General features: G+C 38.7%; 26 protein-coding genes. 16 read left to right on the top strand and 10 right to left on the bottom strand.

What is annotated here, in order from left to right:
• Positions 1-90: 90 nt before the first annotated feature.
• Complete coding sequence (locus ABE65_RS22325) at positions 91-327, top strand: Rdx family protein (protein ID WP_322741861.1); 237 nt, start codon at positions 91-93, stop codon at positions 325-327.
• A gap of 53 nt (positions 328-380) precedes the next feature.
• On the top strand, positions 381-1760 hold the full coding sequence (gene selA / locus ABE65_RS09230) for an L-seryl-tRNA(Sec) selenium transferase (RefSeq protein WP_066393928.1): 1380 nt from the start codon (positions 381-383) through the stop codon (positions 1758-1760).
• A gap of 48 nt (positions 1761-1808) precedes the next feature.
• Here selA and ABE65_RS09235 read toward each other — a convergent pair whose 3' ends face one another.
• Positions 1809-1949 (bottom strand): small acid-soluble spore protein P, encoded by a 141-nt coding sequence (locus tag ABE65_RS09235; protein WP_066393930.1) that lies wholly within the window; start codon positions 1947-1949, stop codon positions 1809-1811.
• A gap of 276 nt (positions 1950-2225) precedes the next feature.
• Between ABE65_RS09235 and ABE65_RS09240 the strand changes: the two genes are divergently transcribed.
• Complete coding sequence (locus tag ABE65_RS09240) at positions 2226-2483, top strand: hypothetical protein (RefSeq protein WP_066393936.1); 258 nt, start codon at positions 2226-2228, stop codon at positions 2481-2483.
• Here the strand turns inward: ABE65_RS09240 and sspO are convergent.
• Positions 2480-2650, bottom strand: a complete 171-nt coding sequence (sspO, locus tag ABE65_RS09245; protein ID WP_066393937.1) for a small acid-soluble spore protein SspO — start codon at positions 2648-2650, stop codon at positions 2480-2482. The two genes, ABE65_RS09240 and sspO, sit on opposite strands and share 4 nt — an antisense overlap.
• A gap of 81 nt (positions 2651-2731) precedes the next feature.
• Positions 2732-2920: a DUF378 domain-containing protein gene (locus tag ABE65_RS09250; RefSeq protein WP_066393939.1), complete on the bottom strand. Its 189-nt coding sequence runs from the start codon at positions 2918-2920 to the stop codon at positions 2732-2734.
• A 282-nt stretch (positions 2921-3202) separates the two neighbouring features.
• Here ABE65_RS09250 and acnA point away from each other — a divergent pair, with 282 nt between their 5' ends.
• Positions 3203-5929, top strand: coding sequence for an aconitate hydratase AcnA (gene acnA / locus ABE65_RS09255; protein ID WP_066393940.1), 2727 nt, complete (start codon positions 3203-3205; stop codon positions 5927-5929).
• A 43-nt stretch (positions 5930-5972) separates the two neighbouring features.
• Here acnA and ABE65_RS09260 read toward each other — a convergent pair whose 3' ends face one another.
• Complete coding sequence (locus ABE65_RS09260; protein WP_330998125.1) at positions 5973-6104, bottom strand: FbpB family small basic protein; 132 nt, start codon at positions 6102-6104, stop codon at positions 5973-5975.
• Positions 6105-6248: 144 nt separating this feature from the next.
• Here ABE65_RS09260 and ABE65_RS09265 point away from each other — a divergent pair, with 144 nt between their 5' ends.
• The 5 genes from ABE65_RS09265 (at position 6249) to ABE65_RS09285 (ending at position 8117) form a co-directional block, all read left to right on the top strand.
• Entirely contained in the window at positions 6249-6392 is a 144-nt protein-coding gene (locus tag ABE65_RS09265) for an acid-soluble spore protein N (protein ID WP_066241162.1), read from the top strand.
• Positions 6393-6499: 107 nt separating this feature from the next.
• The gene (locus tag ABE65_RS09270; protein ID WP_066393947.1) at positions 6500-7009 is read left to right on the top strand and encodes a hypothetical protein; all 510 of its coding nucleotides are present in this window, start codon (positions 6500-6502) and stop codon (positions 7007-7009) included.
• A 66-nt stretch (positions 7010-7075) separates the two neighbouring features.
• Complete coding sequence (gene tlp / locus ABE65_RS09275) at positions 7076-7312, top strand: small acid-soluble spore protein Tlp (protein ID WP_066393949.1); 237 nt, start codon at positions 7076-7078, stop codon at positions 7310-7312.
• An 86-nt stretch (positions 7313-7398) separates the two neighbouring features.
• The gene (locus ABE65_RS09280; RefSeq protein WP_066393952.1) at positions 7399-7821 is read left to right on the top strand and encodes an acyl-CoA thioesterase; all 423 of its coding nucleotides are present in this window, start codon (positions 7399-7401) and stop codon (positions 7819-7821) included.
• A complete protein-coding gene (locus tag ABE65_RS09285) occupies positions 7821-8117 on the top strand; it encodes a hypothetical protein (protein WP_066393954.1) in 297 nt (98 codons plus the stop codon). Before ABE65_RS09280 ends, ABE65_RS09285 begins: the two co-directional genes overlap by 1 nt.
• A gap of 1 nt (position 8118) precedes the next feature.
• Here ABE65_RS09285 and ABE65_RS09290 read toward each other — a convergent pair whose 3' ends face one another.
• Positions 8119-8412, bottom strand: a complete 294-nt coding sequence (locus ABE65_RS09290) for a HesB/YadR/YfhF family protein (RefSeq protein WP_066393955.1) — start codon at positions 8410-8412, stop codon at positions 8119-8121.
• 181 nt (positions 8413-8593) lie between these two features.
• Here ABE65_RS09290 and ABE65_RS09295 point away from each other — a divergent pair, with 181 nt between their 5' ends.
• On the top strand, positions 8594-9220 hold the full coding sequence (locus tag ABE65_RS09295; protein ID WP_066393956.1) for a hypothetical protein: 627 nt from the start codon (positions 8594-8596) through the stop codon (positions 9218-9220).
• 10 nt (positions 9221-9230) lie between these two features.
• Here ABE65_RS09295 and ABE65_RS09300 read toward each other — a convergent pair whose 3' ends face one another.
• Positions 9231-10643, bottom strand: a complete 1413-nt coding sequence (locus tag ABE65_RS09300) for a Na+/H+ antiporter NhaC family protein (protein WP_066393957.1) — start codon at positions 10641-10643, stop codon at positions 9231-9233.
• Between the two features lie 469 nt (positions 10644-11112).
• Here ABE65_RS09300 and ABE65_RS09305 point away from each other — a divergent pair, with 469 nt between their 5' ends.
• From ABE65_RS09305 to ABE65_RS09320, 4 genes are all read left to right on the top strand, one after another.
• The gene (locus ABE65_RS09305; protein WP_066393958.1) at positions 11113-12651 is read left to right on the top strand and encodes a degradosome RNA helicase CshA; all 1539 of its coding nucleotides are present in this window, start codon (positions 11113-11115) and stop codon (positions 12649-12651) included.
• A gap of 126 nt (positions 12652-12777) precedes the next feature.
• On the top strand, positions 12778-13278 hold the full coding sequence (locus ABE65_RS09310; RefSeq protein ID WP_082861363.1) for a metallophosphoesterase family protein: 501 nt from the start codon (positions 12778-12780) through the stop codon (positions 13276-13278).
• Positions 13279-13339: 61 nt separating this feature from the next.
• On the top strand, positions 13340-13888 hold the full coding sequence (locus ABE65_RS09315) for a GNAT family N-acetyltransferase (protein ID WP_066393960.1): 549 nt from the start codon (positions 13340-13342) through the stop codon (positions 13886-13888).
• A gap of 99 nt (positions 13889-13987) precedes the next feature.
• The gene (locus ABE65_RS09320) at positions 13988-17509 is read left to right on the top strand and encodes a dynamin family protein (protein ID WP_066393962.1); all 3522 of its coding nucleotides are present in this window, start codon (positions 13988-13990) and stop codon (positions 17507-17509) included.
• A gap of 504 nt (positions 17510-18013) precedes the next feature.
• On the opposite strand, the gene ABE65_RS09325 is transcribed toward ABE65_RS09320, so the two are convergent.
• Both ABE65_RS09325 and ABE65_RS09330 read right to left on the bottom strand, forming a co-directional pair.
• Positions 18014-19468: a UDP-N-acetylmuramoyl-L-alanyl-D-glutamate--2,6-diaminopimelate ligase gene (locus tag ABE65_RS09325; RefSeq protein ID WP_066393964.1), complete on the bottom strand. Its 1455-nt coding sequence runs from the start codon at positions 19466-19468 to the stop codon at positions 18014-18016.
• A 128-nt stretch (positions 19469-19596) separates the two neighbouring features.
• On the bottom strand, positions 19597-20754 hold the full coding sequence (locus tag ABE65_RS09330) for an aminotransferase A (RefSeq protein WP_066393972.1): 1158 nt from the start codon (positions 20752-20754) through the stop codon (positions 19597-19599).
• Positions 20755-20914: 160 nt separating this feature from the next.
• Here ABE65_RS09330 and ABE65_RS09335 point away from each other — a divergent pair, with 160 nt between their 5' ends.
• Positions 20915-22174: a bacillibactin exporter BcbE gene (locus ABE65_RS09335; RefSeq protein ID WP_066393973.1), complete on the top strand. Its 1260-nt coding sequence runs from the start codon at positions 20915-20917 to the stop codon at positions 22172-22174.
• A 62-nt stretch (positions 22175-22236) separates the two neighbouring features.
• On the opposite strand, the gene ABE65_RS09340 is transcribed toward ABE65_RS09335, so the two are convergent.
• Together ABE65_RS09340 and zwf are read right to left on the bottom strand one after the other, a co-directional pair.
• A complete protein-coding gene (locus ABE65_RS09340; RefSeq protein WP_066393976.1) occupies positions 22237-22848 on the bottom strand; it encodes a cyclase family protein in 612 nt (203 codons plus the stop codon).
• A gap of 3 nt (positions 22849-22851) precedes the next feature.
• Positions 22852-24354: a glucose-6-phosphate dehydrogenase gene (gene zwf / locus ABE65_RS09345; RefSeq protein WP_066393979.1), complete on the bottom strand. Its 1503-nt coding sequence runs from the start codon at positions 24352-24354 to the stop codon at positions 22852-22854.
• Positions 24355-24448: 94 nt separating this feature from the next.
• Here zwf and ABE65_RS09350 point away from each other — a divergent pair, with 94 nt between their 5' ends.
• Positions 24449-25285: a sulfurtransferase gene (locus ABE65_RS09350; protein WP_066393980.1), complete on the top strand. Its 837-nt coding sequence runs from the start codon at positions 24449-24451 to the stop codon at positions 25283-25285.
• The last annotated feature ends 35 nt before the right edge of the window (positions 25286-25320 follow it).

The raw sequence follows: 25320 nt of genomic DNA on the forward strand, positions 1-25320 counted from the left end.
AATAGGACACCTCCTTTTGTTAGTATAAACATTATTTTTGTGAAATGCCTAAGGATATACTAAAATAGTCTTAAAAAAGGAGGATGAAACATGAAAGTATCTATTGAATTCTGTATGATGTGAAACTTTGCACCAAAAGCCGCGAGTCTCGCGGAAGACCTGTTCAACCATTTTCGATCTAAAATTTCTTCCCTCGAACTGATTCCTAGTTCTGGTGGGGTGTTTGAAGTATCCGTCAATGGCGAAAAGATTTATTCAAAAAAAGAGACCGGAGAATTTCCGGATCATGACCTGATCATAAAACACTTAGAAAAATTAATGGCTTAAAAAACGATGCCCTCCTTAAAGGAATCGTTAAGCCCTTAAGGAGGAGCTTCATTTTGTTAAAATCTGATTTATTAAGGCAGCTACCTGCGGTTCATGAGGTGGTAAAAGATATCAGTTCTGAAGTGAGTGGCAAACCTGAAAAGGAAGTAACACGAGCTGTTCAAGATGCGATCAAACTTTGGCGAAAAAATATTCTCAACGATCACCATGCTGTTGACTTGAAAACTGATATCAGATCACTCGTTAAGAATTCAGCAAAGTCTAATTTAGTTCATCCTACCCATCAGATCCGCTCATTGATCAATGCTAGCGGAATTGTTATACATACAAATCTTGGACGTTCTAGACTTAGTGAGAAAAGTGTAGAACGAATGAGTGAAACAGCAAGAATGTATTCGAATTTAGAGTATAACTTGGAAGAAGGAAAAAGAGGCTCTAGGCATGATCTGACAGAAGAACTAATTAAACAAGTAACAGGTGCTGAAGCCGCGATGGTTGTGAACAATAATGCCGCTGCCGTCTACCTCATCCTTAAAGCACTAGCTAAAAACAAAGAAGTCATCGTTTCTAGAGGTGAGCTTGTTGAAATAGGAGGCTCATTTCGTGTTTCTTCTATAATGGAAGAAAGTGGAGCGAAACTTCGGGAAATTGGTACAACGAACAAAACACATTTCTTTGATTACGAAAGAGCGATGAATGATGAAACGGGAATGATCATGAAGGTCCACACAAGTAATTTTAAGGTGATTGGATTTACGAAAGAAGTTTCTTCTGGCGAGTTGATGAAGTTGAAACCAGATCATCCGGACGTAATTATCTACGAAGATCTTGGAAGCGGAGCGTTGTATCCTTTTCAGTCTTTAGGGATTGGAGAAGAACCTTTGATCTCTTCTGTTATAGCTAAAGGATTAGATGTTGTATCTTTTAGCGGGGATAAACTCCTGGGTGGCCCGCAAGCTGGAATCATTGCAGGGAAAAAGAGAATCATCGATCTATTAAAGAAACATCAGCTAGCTCGTGTTCTAAGAGTGGATAAGTTTACGATCGCTGCATTAAACGAAACCTTAAAGTCTTATAGAAATGAAGAATATAAAGACATTCCTACAGTTAGAGATATATTAAAAACTCCCGAAGAAATCAGACAGAGCGTATGGCGACTAAAAAGAAAAGTTGAAGATCATTCTTCTTTAAACATCAGAATTCTAGAAGAGTTCTCTCAAGTTGGGGGAGGAACGATGCCTGATGTAAAGTTACCTACTTTTTGTCTCGGAATCAAACACCGTAAAGGAGCAGAATATTTAGCAAGAACTTTTCGGAACCATCAAATCCCTATTATCGTGAGGATTAAAGATGAGGAAGTATTATTAGACCTTAGAACAATTTCCGATGAGGAGCTTTTAACGATTGAAGATGCGATACGCTCGATCGATTAAGAACAGGGACTGACAGATTTTACTGTCAGTCCCTGTTTTTTGTAGTATTTAACTACCTTCACCACGGTTTTGTCCCGTATGATTGCGTTGCTTTACTTTTTTAGATCCACTCATAGGAGCCGGTTGTCCGGGGTTTTCTCCTTTTGGAGCGTTCTTTCGAATATCTTTAAACGTATTATGCTCTCCCATAAAAAGCCTCCTTTTTCTATCTTGCTTTGAAAGCAGTTGATTTCCGCTTCAGGTGCTCGCTTTCCGGGGGGCGGGCGGTGAGCCACCTCGGCGCTCTGCGCCCTTAGGTGTCTCACCTGTCCCACTGATCCCCCAGGAGTCTCACACCTTACACTCCAACCAACTTGCAATGATGTCGTTGAATGGATACCTAAAATCCACAATTAAAGAGATACATTGAATAATTCTAGATAAAATTGGAACGTTAAAGGTATATCAAAACAAAGGATGGTAATTATGCCCTATCATAAAAACAAGCAACAAGCGTATCAAGCTGCTGAGCAAGGTTATCACCATGCAATGGATATCTCAAAAACATTGGACGCGTCAAATAGTGAATATGGTGTTTTTTATTCTCATTTTATGACCGAAAACGAAAAGGCTTGTCAACAAATACAGAACGCAATGGAAACAGCTTCTGAACATCAACAGCCGCAGTTAGAAAGCTTTCTAAATGAGCTGCAACATCTTCAAAGTCAGTTTCCAAAACCTTAATGCCTTTTCTTAGTTTTCTTATTGTTTTGACGCTGGGCTTCACTTAACTTTTCATTAGGTAAGGATAATGCCTCATTACCGAATTCTGTCTCATATCCAGCTCCCTTACCTTGAGCTTTTGCTGCATTCATTCCAGGACGCGAGTGATTTGCTTTATTTCTTCCCATTTGTTTATCACCTCCGTTACTTATAGTTTGTGCAATATCAAAAAGAAGAAGCACTCCAAAAAAAGGAGTGCTTCTTTACGTTCAAGATTTATATTTACTGAGTAACAGCCAGACACCAGAAAGACCGATCAAGCTGTATAATACTTTGGTTACTGTGGTAGCGCTTCCAAAAATTTCTGTGACAACGTTGAATTCAAAAAGTCCGATAGCTCCCCAGTTTAATGCTCCAATTAATACAAGTAAAGCGGCAAGTTTTTTTAACCATTCCATCCTGTTTCCCCTCCGATCTTTTGAAGAGTAGTACTTTAGCGGAAAACAAAAAGAAGTATTTCGTCATTTACCATATGCAAGCAAGAGGAATATGGTGATATTTATATCATAAGAAAAACTTATGTCGATTGATAACCATTAACTATTTTACTTATGAAAGGGTTTTACGTATGATAATAGAGGGAAAAAAAGATTTTGTGTGACCGACTAAAATTGAACACATTTTTTCGACAATTTTTCTCATAATCGTGTATGATTGTTAGTGAAGGGAGAGAGTGGAACATGAAAAGAAATGATGTATTTAATGCCCGTTCTACTTTTGATGTGAACGGTAAGGAATATAGCTATTACCGTTTGGGAGCGTTAGAAGAAGCGGGAATTGGTAATGTATCAAAATTACCCTACTCTGTAAAAGTATTATTGGAATCTGTATTAAGACAATTTGATGGAAAAGTAATTAACAAAGAACACGTTGAAAATCTTGCAAAGTGGGGCACAAGTGAACTGAAAGATATCGATGTTCCTTTTAAGCCTTCACGTGTTATTCTTCAGGATTTTACAGGAGTACCAGCTGTCGTTGACTTAGCTTCTCTTCGTAAAGCCATGAAGGATATGGGTGGAGATCCTTCTCAGATCAACCCTGAAATTCCAGTTGATCTTGTAGTTGACCACTCTGTACAGGTTGATAAAGCAGGTACTCAAGATTCACTTGCTTATAACATGAACCTAGAATTCGCTCGAAATGAAGAGCGTTACAAACTTTTAAGCTGGGCTCAATCTGCGTTTGACAACTACCGTGCAGTTCCTCCTGCAACTGGTATCGTCCACCAAGTAAACTTAGAGTACTTAGCACCTGTTGTTCTTACTAGCGAATCTGAAGGTGAAACGATTGCTTTTCCTGATTCCTTAGTAGGTACTGATTCTCATACAACAATGATCAATGGTCTTGGAGTGTTAGGATGGGGTGTTGGTGGAATTGAAGCAGAAGCTGGTATGTTAGGACAGCCTTCTTACTTCCCAGTTCCAGAAGTAATCGGTGTTAGATTAACGGGAACGCTTCCAAACGGAACGACTGCAACAGACCTTGCACTTAAAGTAACGCAAGTACTGCGTGAAAAGAAAGTAGTTGGAAAGTTTGTTGAGTTCTTTGGACCAGGACTTGCAGAAATGCCTCTAGCAGACCGTGCAACAGTTTCTAACATGGCTCCAGAATATGGAGCAACTTGTGGTTTCTTCCCAGTTGACGAAGAAGCATTAAACTATCTTCGTCTGACAGGCAGAACAGAAGATCAAATCCAGCTTGTAGAAGCTTATTGCAAAGCGAACGGATTGTTCTACACAGCAGGTGATGCAGACCCTGAATTTACAGATGTTGTTGAAATCGACCTTTCTGAGATTGAGCCAAACTTGTCAGGACCAAAACGTCCACAAGATTTAATTCCTTTATCTCAAATGAAAGACAGCTTCAATAAAGCGCTTGTTGCTCCACAAGGCAATGCAGGGTTCGGTTTGACAGCTGATGAGATCAATAAAGAAGTTACTGTAAAGCATCCGAACAACGAAACTTCTACGATGAAGACAGGTGCTGTTGCGATCGCCGCGATCACAAGTTGTACGAATACGTCTAACCCTTATGTTATGTTAGGTGCTGGATTGGTTGCAAAGAAAGCGATCGAAAAAGGCTTAAAAGTTCCTGGCTACGTAAAAACATCTTTAGCACCGGGCTCTAAAGTTGTTACACGTTATTTAGAAGAAGCAGGTTTGATGAGCTATATGGATCAGTTAGGATTCAACCTTGTTGGTTACGGCTGTACAACTTGTATCGGTAACTCTGGTCCTTTAGCACTTGAAGTAGAAGATGCGATCGCTAAGAACGATCTTACAGTTACTTCTGTACTTTCAGGGAACAGAAACTTTGAAGGACGTATCCATCCGCTTGTAAAAGCCAACTACTTAGCTTCACCACCTCTAGTAGTAGCTTATGCGCTTGCAGGTACTGTAGATTTCAACCTTCAATCTGATTCTTTCGGAACAGATAAAGACGGCAACGAAGTTTACTTCAAAGATATCTGGCCGACAACAGAAGAGATTAATGAAGCAATGAAGAAAGCAGTTACTCCAGAGTTGTTCAAGAAAGAATACGAGCGTGTATTTGACGAGAACGAACGTTGGAACGAACTGAAGACTTCTGCTGATCAACTATATGCTTTTGATACATCATCAACTTACATTCAAAATCCTCCATTCTTTGAAGAGCTTTCTGCAGAACTTAAAGAGATCCAACCTCTTAAAGATCTTAAGCTTATCGCTAAATTTGGAGATTCTGTTACAACTGACCACATTTCACCAGCTGGGGCGATTGGAAAAGATACTCCTGCAGGCAGATACTTGATTCAAAACGGTGTAGAGCCACGCGACTTTAACTCTTACGGTTCTCGTCGTGGTAACCATGAAGTAATGATGCGTGGTACTTTCGCGAATATTCGTATTCGTAACGCAGTTGCTCCAGGTACTGAAGGTGGATGGACTACTTTCTGGCCAACTAACCAAGTGATGAGCATTTATGATGCTGCGATGAAATACAAAGAGAACGGTACGGGTCTTATGGTAATCGCAGGTAAAGATTACGGTATGGGATCTTCTCGTGACTGGGCAGCAAAAGGTACTACATTACTAGGCATTCAAACTGTACTTGCTGAAAGCTTCGAGCGTATCCACCGTTCAAACCTTGTGTTGATGGGTGTACTGCCTCTTCAATTCAAAGATGGTGAGAATGCTGAGACGTTTGGACTTACAGGAAAAGAATCATTCACGGTTTCCGTTGATGAAACGGTTAAACCGCGTGATCTTGTTCAAGTTACAGCTGTTTTTGAAGATGGAACAGAAAAAACATTTGAAGTTGTAGCTCGTTTTGACAGCGAAGTGGAAATTGAGTACTATCGTCATGGTGGTATCCTTCCAATGGTACTTCGTAACAAACTTGCTCATTCTTCTCAAACACAAAATTAATAAAAAGAATCCTTTGCCAATTCGTTTTAGGCAAAGGATTTTTTTATGCTTTTCTCATATGTTTTTCGTCAAGTTTGATCTCAAGTTGTTCGATGTAAGACTCATCTTTCAGAAGTTGCCTCTTGTTCTCACTTACGAGTTCTTTGAAGTTCATTTTTCTGTTTTTCCTCATCATTGACACCTCTTCATTGGAATAATATCAATATAACCAAGATGAAATCGAAATAATCAGACATTAAAAAATAATTGCCAGTTTACTGATGAATAGTTGATTTTGATTAATGGAAAAGTAAAAAGAAGACGAAAGGAGGTAGGACCTTTGAGTAATCCAAAACGCTTTCCTGAAGATTTCGTTCCAAATCATATAGGCACTCAGCCGCGTGAGAGTAACAGTAATAATGGAAAAAAGATGGCTAATAAATCGCACGATCATGCAGATTACGTACCACCAAAAGGGAAATAACACGTTAGTTTCTAAAAAATACCTCTTCATAATTTTTCTTTTGACTCCCATATACTATAGATTTTGTCGAAAAAGTGTATGTAGTGAAAGAATTAGGAGGGGTACGTTTGATTACGGCATCTGTCAAACCATTACCTGTATCACATAACAAAGATGATCAGGATTATTTATATCGTCAGTTAGAGATTGAAATGCAACGATTGGGACATCTTGTTCCTTTTCGTGAAGAGTTGAACTGGGATAAAGAAATTACAACGATGGAATTAGGAAATGTTGAAACGCTTGAAAAGTTAAAAAAAGCGGCTGCAAAGAACGATGGGGTATTTTTGTTCTATGCTAAGCTAACGAAAGGAACCGTTTACCAGCACATCATCCTGCATCCGAACACGGAGGGGTTCTATCTTCCATTTCGATTTGAAGAACCATTTCAAATTACAGTCAAAAACAAAAAATATTGGATCGGTTCATCAATTAGGTTGGCTGAGGAGTTAGCCTGGCTAGAGATTACAATGAAGAATCTTGAAGATGATAGTGTAGTGGAATATTGGAAATACCTTTCTGAACTTTGTCAATCAAGCGTTCAAAACATGAGTCCGATTCTCTTGCAAAAAAATTAACGAATAACTGCAGCAGTCATTTGTACAAACTATGATGGTACGAACTTTTTACAAAGGAGAATCATCATGAACAAACCAAACCGAGACGATCGAAGCAATAATGTTGAACGATTAGAACAAATGGTTCAAAACACAGAACAAAATATTTCGGAAGCTAACCAGACAGCGGCTAACACAGAACTGACTGCAAGCCAAAAAGAGCAGATTAAAGAGAAGAATCAACATAGACAAGAATCCATTGAGCAGTTTCAAAATGAGATTCAAGAAGAAAAGGCGTACAGAGAAGGTAACGACCTTCAGTAAGAGAAAGACCGGCATATTGCTGGTCTTTTTTTTCATTTTCTACTAAAGTGTTAAGAAAAGACAACATGAAGGGAAACAGATGACATATGAAATTTGTTGAGAGTAGCGTTGATGTTAGATATGCAGAAACAGATCAGATGGGGGTCGTCTATCATGCAAACTATCTGGTATGGTTTGAAATCGGGAGAACAAAGTTGATCGAACATTTAGGGTTTAAATACGCAGACATGGAGAGAGAAGGGATACTTTCCCCCGTTACAGACATTCATGCGTCATATAAAAAACCATTAACCTATGGACAAAAAGCTCATATTAAAACAGCCGTAAAAGAATATTCAGGGATCAAGGTTGTTTATTATTATGAGATCTTTAACGACGAAAACGAATTATGTGTTACAGGCGAATCCACTCATGTATGTGTGAAGAAAGAAAATTTCCGACCGATCTCGATCAAAAAATATTTTCCAGATTGGCATGAAGCCTACATGGAAATGAGCTCATCAGAATAATGGCTTTCGGAATAAAACGTGCCGACTTAAAGAGATGGAAAGATGAAGTAGAAGGAGGACAAATCGCATTCCTCACCCATTTTTGGTATGATCCGCGATTTCCAAAAGCTAAGAGTGTAACAAAAGTAGGCTGTAACGATCGGAAAAAATTATCAGAGTGGGGAAGAACTTACGGTTTACAAGAAGAGTGGATTCATGAACGAGATGCTTACCCCCATTTCGACCTTATTGGGGATAAGCAAATAGAGATCATGAAAAATGAAGGAAGAATTGGAGAACTTCAAAAATTCTTATAGTCTAATTTTTGTTCTCGTTAAAATCGTACTTGATTTCTCCATCTTTAATGGAAACAGTTAGATTATTTCCATCGAAGAACCATTCATCTTCTTGCTCGATGAAAAAAGTATGGTTCTCTACAACAATTTCTGCAGCTGTATGTTTAGGTGTATCTTTTGTAAGGCCTAACGAAAAGCCATCTTGTACTGTGCTGCATCCTCCAAGGCGAACGAAAAAACGGATGGAATCGTTCTGAGACGCTTGAAGGTCATTGATCACAAATTTTGCAGTTTCTTCATTCAAAATGATTTTCAAAGTATGTTCACTCCTTAACAATTACTTTCAAGTAATGATGATATTGTGGCATAGGAATGTCGAAAGTACAATGAAAACGATTAGGTTTTTGGGAAATGTTGATTACGCATTTCAGGTTGCTCGCTTTGTGCGGGGGAGATGAACAGTAATCAACATCTAATGAGTAAAGGAGGCAGATTTGATGGATATCCATTCTTTTTTTGAAGAAGCATCAGAACTTTATAGTGTTCAAGATCTAATTTCTGAACACACAGATATGATATTTATTCTAGAATCACCTCATAAAGAGGAGATCAAATCTGGAGTACCTTTGGCGGGTTTGTCTGGCAGATCGATGGCAAAAGAATTGTTTGAAGTCGAAGAGAGCCTTCCGATGGGAAAGTTGTTAAAACAGTACATAAATGAGAATAAGAAAACTGCGTTTGGTATCGTAAATGTGAGTTCGTTTCCACTGCAAGGGTCCGCATTTCCTGATCAATCATTCGTTTCCAGATATTCAGAAGAGATCAAAGTCGCTGAAGCAGTTAGGACGAGCTCAGTAAAAGTCTTTAAAGATGAATTCAGGGCTAAATTCGATCAACTTCTTCTACAACATTTTGAAACGAGGTTAACATCTTTGCTTACAGAAAATTCACTTATCGTCCCATGCGGAAGATTCGCAGAAAAATATGTGAACAAACTTTCTAATAGAGAGAATTTAACCGTTATTGAAGGGGTACCACATCCTTCTTATCATTCATGGTCTAGAGATCGCTACCAAAAAGTAATAGATAAAGTAAGAGTTGAAGGAAAAAAACGAACCTCCTAAATCAGGAGGTTCAAATAAAGAATACGGTAGCTCCGTATAATACAGCTGTTATTCCAGCAGCTATTAGTGCGGGTTTAAGCTTGTATCGTGCGTAGGTGATAACGGATAGGTTTAAAATGCGTGCGATCGTGTTCGTATCATCACTTAAAGGTGAAGCGAATGCTCCGAATGTTCCACTTGCGAAGACCGCTCCGATCACAAGAGGGAGTGAAACATCTGCCACCCCTGCCATCGATACACCAAGAGGCATCAATATTCCCCATGTACCCCAAGCAGATCCGATAAAATACGAGACTGCACAGCCGAAGATAAACAGCAACGGAACAATAACTGACCCAGGAATCCATCCAGCGTAACGAGTTACAAAAGCAGAGAAACCAAGTTCTTCCGTAACGGAAGATAAGCCCCAAACTACAGCTAACAGCACGATTACACTCATTAACTCGTTACCACCGAAAATAAACCCATTTAACAGGTCACCTGTCTTCATTTTTTGAAAACGAAGGAAAAGAAACGTGAATATGGTGGTGAACAACAGTGCGATCAGCATCGCATCCATAACATCTGCTGAAATAAACGCGGCAAAGAAACTGCCTTTCGTTTTTTTGTAACCGTCCCACCATGTCAGCAGGAGAGTAAGAAATACGACAAGAATGAGTGGGATCAGTAAATTCCATGGTTTATTCGGAAGTTCTTTATTTACAGCAGGATCACAACTATGCCAGTCATCCTCTTCGCTTTTACCTACATCTTTTGGGTCTGTTTCTTCTGTAGATTTTGAATGATGAAAGAAGCTCAGGTAGATTCCTACAATGATCATGACAAAAGAGAAAAAATTAAACGGAATGCTTTGTAAAAAGAGAGAATAAGGATCTGCTGTAATGTTTTCGTTCTTCAACGATATGTCGACAATAGATGTCATGTAACCAACAAAAGCAGTAGCAATTGGTATTAATACGATGATGGGAGTTGCGGTAGTCTCAATGACAAAGCCTAGTTCTTGGGTAGACATCTTTACCTTTTTTAAAAGAGCTCTCATGATCGGAGCAATCGTTACGAAACGAAAACTTGGAGCTGCAAAAGTTCCGATTGTAGAGACATAAGTAAGCAGTAATGCTCCTTTTTTTGTTTGGATCCTGTTAGAAGCTTCTTCTACAAAGCCTTTAATTCCTCCAGAAAGTTTAATCATAGAGATGAGTCCTGAAAAAGCATACAAAAATACTAAGATTTTTATATTCTTAGGGTCTACCAGTCCTTTCACTAGAAATTGAACCATCTTTTCCAATCCACCGACAAGTGTGGGGTGGAGTAGGTAGGATCCGGTCAAAAGACCCGCGATCAAACCAGGGAGAACTTGTTTAGTCTTGATTGCTATAGGGATTACTACTAAAAACGGTATAACAGAAACCCAATTATGATCCATGAAGCGTCCTTCTTTCATCCAGGAGATAATACCGTTAGCGTGCGATGCTTTTTAAAATTTATTCTTTAGAACGGAAGAATGATGTTTCATACAAAACTTCATTGGTTAGAATAATACCGTTCAAGTGAAATATCACATGTTTAAAGAGTTGTGTGAATAAACTTTAAACACCACTTCTAATGTAAAGAGTTGCATTTATTAGGTTTACGTGATAAGTTTAACAACGGAATATATATGGACGGAACAAGTTTGAATTACGGATAGCCTTGTAACTATTAACGTTTAATTTTTACGCATATTCACATGGCTAAGCATTTCCCATCAATACTTAATTAGGAAATGCTATTTTATGTGCAAATCATGATGTATTTTGAAAAAACAAATTGGCCGGCAGCTTAACATAACAATCCTTGCCGGATCCACGAGGTTATCGTAAAACCTTTTTCGTCACAGAAAAGGAGATAGAACATTGACAACATTTCAAGAACTAGGACTAAGTCCTGAGTTGCTTCAATCCATTAATAACATGGGATTTGAGGAAGCAACACCGATTCAGCGTGATACCATTCCAACAGCACTTAAGGGGACTGACCTTATTGGCCAAGCACAAACAGGGACTGGTAAGACAGCTGCGTTTGGTATACCGCTAATCGAAAAAATGGATACTAGATCACGATTCGTACAAGGAATCGTATTAGCTCCAACTCGTGAGTTAGCTGTTCAAGTAGCAGAAGAGCTCAATAAAATCGGTCAATTCAAAGGAATTAAAACATTGCCGATTTACGGTGGACAATCCATTGTTCGACAAATCAAAGCATTAAAAAATGGTCCACACATCGTAGTAGGTACACCAGGACGTGTGCAAGACCACATCAATAGAAAAACATTGAAGCTTGAAAGTGTTCATACGGTTGTCCTTGATGAAGCGGATGAAATGCTTAACATGGGATTCGTTGAAGATATCGAAAAGATCTTAGAAAACGTTCCAACAGAACGTCACACGATGCTTTTCTCTGCAACAATGCCTAAGCAGATCCAAAACTTGGCAGCAAAATTCATGAAGGACGTATTGCTTATCAAAGTAAAAGCGTCTGAAATGACAGTAAAGAACATCGAACAAGAATATGTTGAAGTAAAAGAGCGTCAAAAGTTTGATGCGCTTTGCCGCTTCATGGATATTCACTCTCCAGAGCTTGCGATCGTTTTCGGACGTACGAAGCGCCGTGTAGATGAATTGTCTGAAGCATTAAGCAAACGTGGATATTCAGCTGAAGGAATTCACGGTGACCTTCCGCAAGCAAAACGTGACAAAGTGTTACGTGCGTTCAAAAACAACACGATCGAAGTTCTTGTTGCAACAGACGTAGCTGCTCGTGGACTTGACATCTCAGGTGTATCACACGTTTATAACTTCGATATTCCTCAAGATCCAGAAAGCTATGTTCACCGTATTGGACGTACTGGGCGTGCAGGAAAAACAGGTTATGCATTAACGTTTATCACGCCGCGTGAAATCGATCACTTATATACGATCGAAAAAATTACAAAGCGTAAAATGGTAAAACGTGCGATTCCTTCCGTATCAGAAGCAATGGAAGGACAACAACAGATCACGCTTGAAAAGTTGATGGAAGTGGTTGAGCAAGATAACTTTAACGGTTATAAGCAAACAGCAGTTGAGTTACTAGAAGAGAACGATTCTGTAACACTCTTAGCTGCAGCGCTTAAGCTTCTTACAAAAGAACCTGATACGACTCCGATCAATCTTACAGATGAGCCGCCACTATCAGTTAAAAAGAGACGTCCTAATAACCGTTTCTCTGATCGTAGACGTTCTGGAGGAGGCCCTAAAAGAGAGGGTGGAGGCGGAAGAGATAATCGCCGTTCTGGATATTCTAAAGGCGAACGCAGTGGTTCTCGCGATGGTGGAAACCGTAGCAGCAGCGGCAGCCGTGATCAATCATACCGTTCACAAAAACGTGTTCGTGAGGATTTTAAAAACAGATAAATCTACTGGAAAGCAAGGGAGAACGTCTCTCTTGCTTTTTTTGTGTTTATTTTCTCTCTATGTTTAAATGAATCATATAAGATATTTGGCATTAATAGCTAGTTTTCATGGAAAGAGGTTACAGAGTTGAAAAAAATTTTAATTATCTCTGATACTCACATGCCGAAAAAAGGAAAGATCTTTCCCAGTCCACTTTTAGAGGTCTTAAAGAAGGATATCGATTACATCTTTCATGCAGGTGATTGGACAGCAGAATCCGTTTACGAAGAACTCAGAACGTTTGCGCCCCTTTTTGGAGTAAAGGGGAACGTTGACAAAGAGATCTGGAGTAATACATTGCCTGAAAAAATACTTGTTGATATAGAAGATATAAAAATTGCGATGGTTCATGGACATCTTGGTAAAGGAAGATCGACACCAGAACGCGCATACAGAGAATGTGAAGGAGATTCTGCTGACCTGATTATATTTGGGCACTCCCATATTCCTTTTCATGAGCGAAAGGGGAGTACAATCCTTTTTAATCCCGGTTCGCCAACAGATAAAAGAAGGCAGAAACAGTTTTCGTTTGGTATTTTGATGATCCATCAGTCAACGATCACACTCAATCATCATTATTTTTCTTAATGCATGACAACTTGTAAAGAAGACATAATAATACAATCATAACTTTTGGAGGAATAAAGCCATGCCAAATGGGGACAACTTCTTCTTTACAGCAAAAAATGGGGAAGAGATCATCTTAAGACCCGTAGAAGAAAAAGATGCAGCAGATATAACACAACATGTAGAAGCGATCGTAAAAGCCGGTAGATACCTTCAAAAAGAGGAGCCTCATTCCGTTTCAGAAGAGATTGAGTTTATTCATGAGGTTGAGCGTAAAGGTAATCTGTACACAGCTGTAGAACGGAACAAAAAAGTTGTAGGTATCGCTAGAGTGCTTAAAGGAGAACTTCAAATGAAAAAACACACCGGTGTTTTTAGAACTTGGATTCATCCAGAAGCACAAGGCCTAGGTATTGGAAAAGAACTTCTGGCTCATACGCTAAGATGGGGAGAGACTAACAATCTACATAAGATATGGCTTACTGTTTTTTCTGGAAACGAAAAGGCGGTAAGGGTCTATGAAAAAGCAGGTTTTATAATAGAAGGAATGCAAAGAGACCAAGTGATCATAGAAGGCAAATTTGAAGATGAATACTTTATGGCGTATTTTTTTAACTCCATTCAAAAATAACTCAATCGGATTCCAAGATAATAGATAATCAATGGTGAAATCGCTATCATATATATGGTAAAGTGGATAGTGATACAGTATTGAAGACAGGTGGATACGATGAAGTCAACTGAAAAAGAACTATTGATAACAGAAAAACAAAGATTGATCGGATTATATGAAGTGTTTCAAAAAATGGACAATAAAAAAGAAGAAGATCAATTAAGCAAACTATTCCTTAAAGTAGCAAAGGAAGAGTTTGCTATAGCTTTTTGCGGGCATTTTTCTGCAGGGAAATCTAGCTTGATCAATGCACTTTCAGAAACAGGTATACTTCCGTCCTCTCCGATTCCTACAAGTGCAAACATTGTTAAGATGGTAAGAGGAGAGGAAAGAGCAGTTGTTACTCTAAAAAACAAAGAAGTGGTTACATTCCACTCTCCATATGACGTGAATGAGATAAAAGAGCTCTGTAAAGATGCAGAGCTTGTTGAGGAGATAGAGATCTATTATGGCGGTGACGAAAAGAACGTAGAGAATATCGCTTTTTACGACACACCAGGAATCGATTCGACTGATCCCCTTCATAAGAAAGCGACAGAAAACGTTGTCTATCTAGCTGATCTGATCTTTTATGTAATGGATTATAATCATATACTCTCTGAAACGAACATGGCATTCATCTCATCACTGATTAAAAGAGGGAAAGATGTCCGTTTAATCGTTAACCAGATTGATAAGCACCGTGAAGAAGAATTGAAGTTTACAGCATTTAAGGAGAACGTGTTTGCCTCTTTTCAATCTCTTGGAATACCGAAAGAGCATATCTTTTTCACAAGTGTTAAGAAGCAAAATGTTTCGCATAATGACCTAACTGCTCTAATGGCTTATATAAAAAGAATTGAGCAAAACAAAGACGCACTCCTATTAAAACAAGTGAATAATCAGCTTCAGCATTTTGTGCATGATTTTGTAGAACGAAAAGAAGAAGGTTTAGCAACCATTGATGTTGTTAGCCAAAGTTTAGCTTCTTTGTCTCAAGAACTTGAAGATCTAACAAAAAAGAGATCCAAGATCAAACAGGTCATCAATGAAAAAGAAGAAAGTGTTAAGGACCAACTTGTTAATATTCTAGAATCCGCACAATTAATGCCATATGAGACGAGAGAAAAAGCAAGTTCCTTTATTGAATCTGCTAAAACAGACTTTAAAGTAGGGCTATTCTTTTCAAAACAAAAAACAGAGCAAGAACGTACTGTTCGAACAGAAGAGTTATTAGAAAATCTACAGAAGTCGATCGATGCTCATATCAATTGGCATGCTCAAAATTTTGTTAGCTCCCTTCAAAAAGAAGTAGACCATCATCTCCCAGATTGGGAACCTATAAAAGTAAATAAAGACATGTTGCATTCATTCATCACACCAGGTTTGTCATCACAAGGGCAAGGTCTTTTAAACTATTGCAACAATGTATCCAATGAAATTAAAAAGAAAGCACGTCAAGAGGTCACAGAATGTATCAATGCTGTTAGAACATCTTTGAACTCAAAAACAGATCATGAGCGATCAAACTTGGAAGAAAAGTTGAACACGTTAGAAAAAGAACGGAAAAAGCTATATCTAGAAAAAGAGATCGCAGAAAACTGGGATGAGCAAAAACATGACCTTCAAGAACTGCTTTATGAAAATGTATCCCGTAATCGACCAATAGATGAATTTGAAAGAAAGTTTCTCGCTGAATACCAGCCTCTATCAATCGAGATGTTTAAGGAACGATTTCATAAAGAACAAATAGATACGACCGAAGATCAATCGGAAGAGGATAATCTTCTTACTTTACATTCAAGCGAAGATTCTCTTTCTCTAGAAACAGAAAAATTATCAAAGGCAGCTAAGATACTTAAGCCGGTCAGAGGGCTCTCACATTTAGCTGCTGAGATGGAAGAACTTCATGAGAGACTTGAAAAACGATCGTTTACGATGGTTCTCTTCGGTGCGTTTTCAGCAGGAAAATCATCATTTGCGAACGCATTATTTGGTGAAAGTATTCTTCCATCCTCACCGAATCCTACGACAGCTGCTATTAATGAGATACGGTATCCAGATCGTGAACATCAGCACGGTTCGATCAAGATTGAGATGAAGAGTGAAGAAGAACTAACGCAGGAACTCAATATGCTCTCGAAAACAACAGATCAAGAATTAAGCGATTTACTGAATTCTTCAGATGAGAGATTGATGTCTTACAAGACAGGTTACGCTTGGGCGAACGGTCATCTAGGTAACGTCCTAAAAAAAGGGATTTCTGAGATCGGTGAGTATGCTGCCGATGAAACAAAAGCTTGTTTTATAAAAAAAATAACGATTTATTACAGCTGTCCGTTAACTGAAAAAGGTCTTGTGCTCGTTGATACTCCAGGAGCTAATTCGATTCATTCTCGCCATACAGAAGTCGCGTTTGAATATATGAAACACGCTGATATCATCATTTATCTTACCTACTTTAACCATGCTTTCTCATATGCAGATCGAGAATTTTTGATCCAGTTAGGAAGAATTAAAGATACCTTCTCATCAGATAAGATGTTCTTTGCGATCAATGCTTCAGATCTAGCTGAAACCCAAGAAGACAAGAATGATGTTGTGCAACATGTAAAGAACAACCTTCTTACATTTGGTATCAGAAACCCGAGATTGTTCCCCGTTTCGAGTAAGAACGAACTGATTCCAAGTAAGCGGACAGAAAGCGGGTTTGAAGCATTTTCATCAAGCTTAACTCATTACATTGAAAATGAGTTGGAAAACACTATGATCAAGAGTGCGAGAACTTCTGTTACCCATGCTAACACTGTCATTGAAAATATGATCAAAGAAACAGTTCAAAGAATGGAAAAAGAAGACGAGTATCTAGAGCTTCTTCAGAAGAGAGAAAACACACTGATTGATTTTAGTAATGATTATATTAAAATATCAAAAAAACAATTTCTTCAAGAACAGAAAGAACTTTTGTATTATATAAAACAGCGTGTATTGATTCGTTATCATGATTTTTATAAAGAAACGATTCATCCGGCTGCGGTTCAAAGTTCTAAGAGCGCGTTAGCTCAATGCATCGGGGAACTTTTCGGTAAGATCTCACATGATTTGCATCAAGAGTTTAAAGCATGTTCTTTACGTTTAGATCATTGGATACTCAAAGACATGAAAGAAAAAGTAGCTCATTTGATCTCTAAAGCAGGTCAGGGAGGCGTAAGTCTGCAAGAGAGAAATGAAACAGCAGATCTGTTTAAAACGCCGTCCTTCTCTTTAGATTTTGAGATACAAGATGAATCAAAACATAAGAGATGGCTATCTTATTTTAAAAATCCGAAACAGTTCTTTGAACAAAATGGTTCAAACGAATTGAAGAACTACCTTGTTGACGAAATAGACAGTGAAGTGGAAAATTGGTTGCTTGAAGCTGATAAAAAACTTACACACCACTATGAAGCTGTGTTAGTCAACACAGAAAAAGAATTCAAAACTCACGTAATCAATCAAATTGTTCACTATTTTGAAGAATTAAAGAAGCCTGGTGATCTTGAGGCAAGAATTCAAGAACTGAACAACTCACTTACACAGATGAAAAAGCTTGAAAATTAGTGTCATTCTTAATTGAAGTGTGAAATTGTTTGACTCATTAGTAAGAAGCAAGCATCAAAAACTGAAACCCATTACAAGATTTTTTACAACGCTCTTTTCTAAAAGATTGTAGCTTTGAACTCCTTATCTCCTTTGACAAAATGATTGGAGTGGAAGGTGGGTGCCTACCACCTGAAATACATCTCGCAAGGCATGCGACGAGGAAGCTTAATCCGCTAGCATCAACTTGTAGACGCAGGAGCAAGGAGCATAAAGGTAAAGGCTGGCAGTTTGAAAAGTGGAAGTGGCTCGTTTAGCCCTAAGGGGCTAGCCGCTGCAACTAGACAGGTGAGACACTTAAAAGTGAAACGTACGAATGTGGCTCACCGCCTGCCCCGTGGAAAGCGAGCAACCTGAAAAAAAAATCAACACTCCCAAAAACAACAAAGTTTACGAAAACAGCCCTTTTAAAAAAACAGCACTCTCTTTGATGAGGGTGCTGTTCTTTGTGGTTCGTTCTATTCTTTAGATACAAGTCGGTTTGTTTAGCGTTTGGTAGAGCTCTACAGAATCAAGATCAGAAGTTGAAGGGTGATTGTATGTTTCTTTATACTTTTCAGGGCCTTTACCCGTAATGATCACTACTGAGTTTGCCGGTGCTTCTTTTAAAGCAAAGAATATAGCATCAGTCCGGTCTTCTATGATCACAGGTTGGTGGGAAGACCTCGGAATGGCTTCTTTTGTTTCTTGGAGAAGTTGATCCCGATCTAAACCGTTTAAGTCATCGACAGTTAAGACGGTCTTCGTACTATATTCTAAAGAAATCTTAATCATTTCTGTACGTTTCGTCAGATCTCTGTTTCCTCTGAATCCAAAGACATGATAAAGAGGTCGCACTCCCGCTTTTTTGCTCGCTGCTTCAAGCACTTGAGAAACTCCATCAGGCGTATGTGCATAATCCACGATCACTTCTGTGCCATTATTGAGGGTGATCTCTTCAAAGCGGCCAGGAATTCCTGCAAAGCTTTTTAGATATTCTACAGAGTTTTTTATTGGTATCCCATAATCTAGGGCAGCAGCGATTGCAGCTGTCGTATTTAGGGCATTATATTCGCCCGGTAATGGTAATGAAACGGTCACCTGAAGTGTTTCATGTACCAGATTAAATGAATCTATTCCAACGTCTTCGATATAAAAATCATCAGACTTTCGTTTGCCATAAGTCCAAATCTGTAAGTCGCTTTTTGAACGCAGATCATCTCTAAGCCGCTTCCCATATTCACCTTCACTGCAGATTATGGCCGTTCCTTTGTTTTTTAAATATGAAAATAATTTCGACTTGCAGAGAAAGTAGGATTCCATCGTTCCATGATAATCAAGATGATCATGTGTTAAATTTAGAAAGATCGCTTGATCATACGTAATCCCATCGATCCTATTCTGTTCGATTCCATGTGAACTCACTTCCATAACAACTACTTCATCATTGCTTCTTAAGAGCATCTTCTGAAGGGTGACTGGGTCTGGTGTAGTATGTGAACTTTTCACTATTTCGGAATTGATATAGTGGTATACAGTACCGAACAGAGCAGAAGTCATACCGTGAACATGGAGGATATGCTGCAACAAAAAGGATGTTGTTGTTTTACCGTTCGTTCCTGTAATGCCTGTCATCTTATGCTTTCTATAAGGCTCTTCATAAAAGAAGGAAGCAGCCAGACTTAATAAGCGTTTTGTTTCTTCTGCGTATATATAAACGCCAGGGCCAATGTTCTCATCATATTCTCCGATGACAGCTGCAGCACCATTATCAAATGCTTCTTGTATGTATTGGTGGCCATCAGCTTGAACCCCAGAGATCGCAAAGAACAAGTTTCCTGGTTTTACTTTTTTAGAGTGAGAAGTGATTCCTGTGATCAGAGGATCATCCTCGATCACAGTGGGTATCGATAAGTGACTTAATAAAGCTTTTAACTTCACAAAAACGCATCCTTTGAATAAATTAATTTTAGTTTTTTTCTAATTTAAGTTCTTATTCAGAAACTTTAAATTAACCGTAATATGTTTATGTTAACTTATTCGAAAAAACTGCCCATTTTGAGGGCAGTTCAGTAAAGGGAATTTATAAAGTTTTCTATACCATCCATACCTTTTTTTAACTGTTCCATTGAAGCCGCATAAGAGATGCGTATATATCCTTCTCCAATATTTGAAAATGCATCACCTGGTACAACAGCAACTTCTTGATCCTGTAAAAGCTTTATTGCGAATTCATATGAAGAGAGACCATATTTTTTTATGGAAACAAAGAGATAAAAAGCTCCGTTCGGTTTTTCGAAATTCAACCCCATATCGTGAAGTCGGTTGTAACAATAATCTAGCCGTTCCTTATATGCGTTTCGCATGACGTAAGCATCGTCTTTACCGTTTGTTAATGCCTCAATAGCAGCTGCCTGCGAGATGGTTGAAGCACACGTAACATTGTATTGATGAACCTTCAAAACATGTTGCATAAGGTTACTTGGTCCGAGAAGCAATCCTATCCTCCAACCGGTCATACTGTGTGATTTTGAAAGTCCGTTAATAACAAACGTTTTTTCACGCATGCCTTCGTAGTTCGCGATCGACTGATGTTCACCCTCGTATTTTAATTCGCTATAGATCTCATCAGATACGACAAAGATATCTTTGTTAGACAAGTATTGAGCAAGAGCCTGTAATTCATGATCCTCCAAAACAACACCTGTCGGATTAGAGGGAGAAGGGATGATGATGGCTTTTGTTTTTTTGGTTATATGTTTATTGATTAATTCAGGTGTGACTTTAAACCCTGTTTGAGTTGTATCAATATAGATAGTGTTCGCACCGCAAAGAGTAATTACGGGTTCATAACCTGGATAGATGGGAGCAGGAAGAAGCACATCATCGCCTTCACTTAAGATGGTACGCAATGTAATATCGATCGCTTCACTTGCACCAGCTGTAACGATGATCTCTCGAGCTGGATCATAAGTAAGAGCATACTTTTCATGAAAGAAAGAAGAGGCAGCTTCTCTAAGTTCAATATAACCTGCGTTATGAGAATAAACCGTTTGATTATTATGTATCGCTCTGATCGCAGCTTCTTTTACATGCATTGGGGTTGGGAAGTCAGGTTGTCCTAAAGTTAATGAGATCGCGTTTGGGAACTGAGTAACCTCATTAAAGAATTTACGTATACCTGAGATCTGTATGTCTTTTGCTCTGTTGTTTAATAAATGTTCCAAAAAAATTACTTCCTTTCTTCATATCGCTCCAATAGACAAATTAAAGGTTGCCATTAGTGTAGCTTTATTTGGTTTCTTGAGTCAATGGGTGGATTTTCTTGTATGGTTTTATGACTTTTTACAATACTAAAGATGTAATAGTACGGTTTTGGAGGAAATTATGGAAGCAAAGAAAAAGTGGGACTTACTTGCACTAGCATCCATTCCCCTTGTGATGACTTTGGGGAATTCTATGCTCATACCCGTTTTGCCTGAGATCGGAAAAGAACTAAACATCAGCTCATTTCAAGTCTCCTTAATCATCACGGTATATTCGATCGTTGCCATCTTGTTGATTCCGATCGCTGGATATCTTTCAGACCGCTTTGGCCGTAAGAAAGTAATCATCCCTAGCCTTTTTATTGCCGGGATCGGTGGTTTGATCTGTGGTTGGGCAGCCTGGCAATCGGATCATGCGTTTACTTTTATACTTATCGGAAGGTTTTTTCAAGGTGTAGGCTCTTCTGGCGCAGCACCCGTAGTCCTACCTTTAGTAGGGGATATGTTTAAAGAGGAAGAAGAAGTGAGTTCAGGTTTAGGATTGATCGAAACATCCAATACGGTCGGAAAAGTATTGAGTCCTATTCTAGGAGCGTTTCTCGCTACGATCGTTTGGTTTCTGCCATTCTGGCTTATCCCCGTATTTTGTATTATATCTATCCTGCTGGTTATGTTCTTGGTTAAAGTTCCAAAAAAGGAGCAAGAAAAACAACCGTTTAAAGAATATCTTAAAAACGTAAAACAGATTTTTCATAACGAAGGAAGATGGCTGATGGCCATTTTTTTAATCGGTGGCATTATTATGTTTGTCTTGTTTGGTATCTTATTTTACCTATCGACCATATTAGAAGAGAAGTATGGGGTGAAGGGTGTTATGAAAGGATTAGTAATCGCTGTACCGTTATTAGCACTTTCCATAGCCTCCTTTATTGCAGGAAAGAAGATCAAACAAAATAAAATCATCATGAAGTGGTGTACGTTTATCTCTATGGCGCTGCTAGGTGGTTCGGTCTTTTTGATTACGTTTACAGAAAACGTTTATTTTCTTTTAGGTGCACTTTTCGTAGCTGGTATAGGAATTGGTGCGGCACTTCCAAGTTTAGATGCGCTAATCACTGAAGGAATTGAAAAAGAGGCAAGAGGAACAATCACTTCGATCTATAGTTCGATGCGCTTTGTTGGTGTTGCGCTCGGGCCACCGATCTATGCGATTCTCATGAAACAGTCACATGAGATTGTTTTCTATACTTCTGCAGGAGTGAGTATTATTGGAGCCATTGCTGCATTTTTTGCTATCAAACCTGAGAAGAAAAAAGGCGGGGGAGACGAAGAAAAGAAAGATCCTAATCCCACTCAAAAATTAAAACCAGCTTTAGAATAACATGATCACTACACAAAAAAAAAGGGCCTTGCATTCGAAAATGATGCAAGCCCTTGTTTTTATTATTGTTCAATCAATACGATTCTTGCAGGAGATGCATCAAGGCCTCTTATTTTAAGAGGAGCAGCGACCATTAAATATTCGCCTTCAGGAACTTCTTTTAACTGAAGTCCTTCAATGATAATGATGTTGTTTTGAAAAAGTTGTTTGTGAGTAGGATGATTTTCTTGAGCTCTTTCTACTCCCAATGCATCGATTCCGACACCTGCTATCCCGATTTCAGCCAACACTTTTGCTGCATCACTATTTACATAGATAAATTCAAAGTTGAATTCTGTGTCCCAGGAATTCTTCGTTTTAAATAAGACGAAGTCATCTTTTTGAATATCTTTAACCGAAAGATCTTCAGCTGAAATAAAACCCGTAGAACTTGTAAGATCGATCACTTTCGCTTTTCGAACCAGTTTCTCGATCGGAAGGGTTTCGATCGTATCTCCACCAGGAACCATGTGCAGAGGAGCGTCAACATGTGTTCCTGTATGAACATCCATTGAGATACGTGTTTCTGTTACATGACCATTTTGTGCGGTGTTAAACACTGGTTGTTTTTCAGGTTTGTTTTTATAAACTGGCATTCCTTCAAAAATCGGTAATGAGACATCATATATTTTCATGAACTAACATTCCTCTCTAACTTTTGTAGGTTCCCACCAAGAATGTCCGTCAGCTTTCAATAGTTCGTCTGCCTCTTTAGGTCCCATGCTTCCTGACGGATAGTGAGTGAGATTAGCTCCCGTTCCGTCTTGCCATGATTTTGTGATTCGGTCAATAAAGTCCCAGCTCAGTGCCACTTCATCCCAACGTGTGAAATAAGTAGAATTACCAAGAAGGCAATCGTGCAATAGTTTCTCATATGCTTCTGGTGAGTTCATCTCAGCTGTATTCTTATTGTTGTATGTCATATCGATCGGCAACAGATCAGGTGTGTCACCTTTTGGTTTAGCATTCAGAGTGAGACTAACACCTTCATCTGGTTGAACATGAATTCTTAATAAATTTGGTTGATAGTTCTCTGTGTTCGCATGATAAAGTGCCATCGGACCTTGTTTGAATTGAATGACGATCTCTGTAGATTTTACAGCCATACGTTTACCAGTTCGGATATAGAACGGTACGCCAGTCCAACGGAAATTATCAATAAATAGCTTAGCTGCTACAAATGTTTCTGTTTGAGACTTCGGATCAACATTCTCTTCATTTAAATACCCAGGAACTTGTTCTCCATTCATTGATCCTTCTGAATATTGTCCACGGATCACATTCTTCTTCACTTCCTCTTCTGAAAAGAAGCGCAGGGAACGTAGGACCTTCACTTTTTCATCTCGGATGTGTTCTGGTTTTAATTCACCCGGCGGTTCCATGGCCACCATCATGACCATTTGAAGCATATGATTTTGTACCATATCAAGAAGAGCACCAGATTTTTCATAATAACCTGCTCGATCTTCTACACCTAATGTTTCACTCGATGTGATTTGAACAGAGTCAATATATTTATTGTTCCAAATCGATTCAAAGATGGCATTTCCGAAACGGATCACTTGGATGTTCTGAACCATCTCTTTACCAAGATAGTGATCGATGCGGTAAATATCATTTTCATTGAAACTCTGCTGAATCTCTTCATTTAATTTTGTTGCAGAAGGCAAGTCATTACCGAATGGTTTTTCAATCACGATTCGTTGCCAACCTTCCGTGTTCGTGATTCCTTCTGATTTTAAGAAAGTAGGAATCGTTCCGAAGAACTTTGGAGCCATCGCAAGATAATAAAGGCGATTTCCATTCGTTTGATAATCTCTGTCGAGTACGTTCAACAGTTCTTCAAGCTCATGATAGCTTGCTTCACTCGTTACATCCATCTTTAGATAATAAAAATGAGAAGCAAACTTTTCTACGATTTGGCGATTTGCACCTTGTGCATGTTCATGAATAGCTGACGCAACTTCAGCCTGAAACTCTTCATGAGAGAATTCTTTTCTTGAAACACCTACAACAGAAAAGTTCTCTTTCATATGTCCCTTTTGATACAATTGATAAAGAGCAGGGAAAAGTTTTCTGTGAGCAAGGTCACCAGTCGCTCCGAACAATACGATGGATGCGTTAGGAATACTATGTATCATCTGTACGTCACTTCTTTCTATCTTTTCTAATAGTTACAGCTTTCCCTAGATGAAGTTAAAATAACGAATTACTTCATAAAACAGGAGGTCAAATATGTCGAATTTCGTAAGTCCTGAATGGGTGAACCAAAAAGTGAACAGTGCTGATATCGTGATCTTTGATTGCAGGTTCTCTTTAGCTGAACCGTCAAAGGGATATGAACTGTATAAGAACGATCACATCGAAGGTGCCATTTATGCAGATCTTAATCAACATCTCTCAAGCACCGTTTCAACCCATGGTGGACGTCATCCATTACCTTCCGTAAACATACTATCACAATTTTTTAGCCGTTGTGGTGTTGACCAAGAAAAAATTGTAGTCGCCTATGATGATCAATCAGGCAGCATGGCTGCAAGACTTTGGTGGATTTTGAAATACTTAGGACATGATACCGTTTATGTCATGCAAGGCGGCTATACACACTATAAAGAAAAAGGATATGTCATCTCAAGTAAAATGCCTATCGAAAAACCTGCACATTTTACGTCAAAAGTAAGAGATGACATGTTAAAGAACAAAGATGATGTATTATGCGAAATGAAAAATGACGGTACGCTGATCGTAGATGCACGAGAATTTCAACGCTATATAGGAAAGATCGAACCGATCGACCATAAGGCGGGTCATATACCAAATGCGATAAACATACCTTGGGAAAGTCATCTGCGAGAACCTGGCTGGTGGAAGAGCCGACAAGACCTCCAAAGTATGTATGATGGGATGGACGAAAAGAAACCCGTTATTGTGTATTGCGGTTCTGGTGTAACGGCATGCGTCAACATTCTAGCTATGGATGAAGCGGGAATCGCAAACAAAGCTCTGTATGCTGGCAGCTGGAGTGATTGGATCAGCTATGTTGAAAACCCGATAATAAAAGAAACAACATAATAAAATTTCATGTACCGTAAATAAAAATGTTTTAG

The sequence above is a fragment of the Fictibacillus phosphorivorans genome (genome assembly GCF_001629705.1).
GTDB lineage: Bacteria > Bacillota > Bacilli > Bacillales > Fictibacillaceae > Fictibacillus > Fictibacillus phosphorivorans_A.